Here is a 2493-nt window from a genome sequence, read left to right as displayed (position 1 = left end):
TTTCACCGTCCACATCGGGCAACAAGCGGAGAAAAGCACACATGGTGTTCTAGAAGAATCAGGATGGGTTGTAACTATTGCCGAAACTGGGGCCGACACCATGACTGGCGGACGAATTCTTCGGGTTAGGGATTATGTAGGCAAAGAGACTTTCATGTGTACCTATGGCGATGGTCTGGCAGATGTTGATATTGCAAAACTTCTTGCCTTCCATAAATCCCACGGCAAGATCGCAACAATGACGGCCGTGCACCCGATCTCTCGCTTTGGAGTTTTAGATCTTGCTGATGACAGCTCAGTAAAGAGCTTTGTAGAAAAGCCTCAAATTGAGGGCTGGATTAACGCAGGCTACTTTATTTTTGAGCCGCAGATCTTTGACTACTTGGAAAAGAATTCAATTCTTGAGAAAGAGCCACTGTCAAAACTTGCAAGCGAAGGTCAACTTGTTGCTTTTAAGCACGAGGGCTTCTTCCAGCCTATGGATACAGTGCGCGAAATGATGTTACTTAACGTAATTTGGGACTCTAATGATGCACCCTGGAAGGTTTGGAAATGAGTTTTTGGAAGGACAAGAGCGTATTAGTTACGGGTGCAACAGGTTTAGTTGGATCATGGCTAGTGCATGAGCTTTTGAAGCAGGGCTCCAATGTCACTGCGCTTGTACTAGATAACGATCCCGCATCAGAGCTATGTAGAAGTGGCGACATTGACCGCATCTCTGTTGTGAACGGAAATTTGAGTTCGTACCATGATGTCGCCCGCTCTATGTATACCAATGAGTGCACAGAGGTCTTTTACCTAGGCGCTCAAACCATTGTGGGTACTGCGCTTTTGGATCCGATATCTACCTTTGAATCAAATATTCAGGTTACCTGGAATGTGCTCGAAGCCGTGCGACAGTCAGAAGGAATGGTTAAAGCAGTCGTTGTGGCATCCAGTGATAAGGCTTATGGCTCTTCGAGAAATCTGCCTTACCTTGAAGACCATCCTCTCCATGGAGATGGACCATATGATGTATCGAAATCTTGCACAGACTTACTGGCTCAGTCTTATGGAAATACTTACGGTTTGCCCGTAACGGTGGCCCGTTGTGGAAACATCTATGGCGGCGGGGATTTGAATTGGAGTCGCATTGTTCCTGGAACCATCCGCGATTTAGTGCTAAAAAAACAACCAGTCTTGCGAAGCGATGGAACATTCATTCGCGACTATGTTCACGTGGATGATGTTATTAGCGGATATATGAAACTTGCCGAAGTCTCTCAGGAGAAAAAACTAAATGGAGAAGCCTTCAATTTCTCTCGCAACGAGCCACTAAGCGTTAAAGCTCTCTACGAATTTATTTGTCAGGCAACAGTGGGGAATTACGTTGAACCCCTAATTCTTAATACCGCTAAATCTGAGATTAAAGATCAACATCTCAATAGCACTAAAGCTAAAACCGCTTTGGGCTGGAGTTCAAGTGTTTCGATTACTGATGGTTTAACTAAGACCGTGGACTGGTACCGCAAATATTTACTTGGCAGTGTAAATATCTAAAAAATTATTAGTTTGCTTATTCTTGCTCAGAATGAGCTAGGTGGTGAGGGTGCAATAAGGATCTTTGGTGAATTCTCCTTTGGGGAGCAGATGGTGCCACTCCACACCATCGATGGAAATAATCACTTCAATTCAAGTCTTAGCCGACTGCATCTCGCTCCAAATTAGCCGCTCAGTTAGTGGGAAAGCCCTAAGAGGGTTTGGTAGATGTTGTTTATCAGCCCATAGGGATCGGGATTGCAGTTGCTATCCGAGACCGCTTGGCCAGGGCCGCCAACGGGCGCTAACCACAGACCCACTTACCCATTTTGGGTTAATACCCTATACTCTTCAAAGCAGAGGAGATAAACATGGCAACAAATCAGATAGTTGAAGTTGATGAACGAGGCCGAGCAACGTTAGGTAAAAACAACGTTGCCCCAGGGATTTACTTGCTAGAGATAGATAATGCAGGCGTCATATCGCTGCATCCCGCCAAGGTTATAAAGAGTGCACAGGCCAAACTAGATAGCCGACCAAGACTCATGAAATCAATAGATACTTTGTCCGCGACAAAGAAGCTAGCCCCTAGTAAACGCGGAAGGCCAAAGAGGTCACTTAAGAGTTGATTCGAGAGCCCCACTACAGCGCTGATGTTGAAATAATTCTCAACGGGCTGGAACAGGGTTCAGATATACGATTATTAAATGCGGTGTGCGATGCCATTGATTTGGTTTGTGATCATGGAGATTCAGCTAAAGCCCGAGCGGAAATGTTGATTTCAAAGGCTGGGACCCATATCTGGAAAACTCAGGTCAGAGATCGCCGGTACGACTGGTGTGTGCTGTGGGAGCCTCGAGAGGAGTTGGCGATAATCCATTTTATCGGTGAGTTATAAGGTCCAAACCAGCCCCGAATCTCCGATACGATTGCGCCTCGCGACCGCGTTATCCAGGCGTAATGGCCGATAAACAC

General features: G+C 46.0%; 4 protein-coding genes. All 4 read left to right on the top strand.

Annotation, left to right across the window (positions count from 1 at the left end; all coding sequences use genetic code 11):
• Window positions 1-556 (top strand): sugar phosphate nucleotidyltransferase (locus tag WCO51_12410; protein MEI6514056.1); only part of this gene is annotated, 556 nt, incomplete at its 5' end.
• On the top strand, window positions 553-1539 hold the full coding sequence (locus WCO51_12405) for an NAD-dependent epimerase/dehydratase family protein (protein MEI6514055.1): 987 nt from the start codon (window positions 553-555) through the stop codon (window positions 1537-1539). The genes WCO51_12410 and WCO51_12405, both read left to right, overlap by 4 nt.
• 350 nt (window positions 1540-1889) lie before the next feature.
• Window positions 1890-2147, top strand: a complete 258-nt coding sequence (locus WCO51_12400) for a hypothetical protein (protein ID MEI6514054.1) — start codon at window positions 1890-1892, stop codon at window positions 2145-2147.
• Window positions 2144-2416: a hypothetical protein gene (locus WCO51_12395; protein MEI6514053.1), complete on the top strand. Its 273-nt coding sequence runs from the start codon at window positions 2144-2146 to the stop codon at window positions 2414-2416. The genes WCO51_12400 and WCO51_12395 overlap by 4 nt, the downstream gene beginning before the upstream one ends.
• Window positions 2417-2493: the final 77 nt, after the last annotated feature.

The sequence above is a fragment of the bacterium genome, from assembly GCA_037131655.1.
Classification (GTDB): domain Bacteria; phylum Armatimonadota; class Fimbriimonadia; order Fimbriimonadales; family JBAXQP01; genus JBAXQP01.
The sequence above is the reverse complement of the archived record's forward strand: the minus strand, read 5'-3'. Positions and strand labels throughout refer to the sequence as shown.

Bases quoted from the DNA above. Each gene is read 5' to 3' on its own strand.
- WCO51_12405 (MEI6514055.1), top strand. From the start codon at position 553: ATGAGTTTTTGGAAGGACAAGAGCGTATTAGTTACGGGTGCAACAGGT.
- WCO51_12400 (MEI6514054.1), top strand. From the start codon at position 1,890: ATGGCAACAAATCAGATAGTTGAAGTTGATGAACGAGGCCGAGCAACG.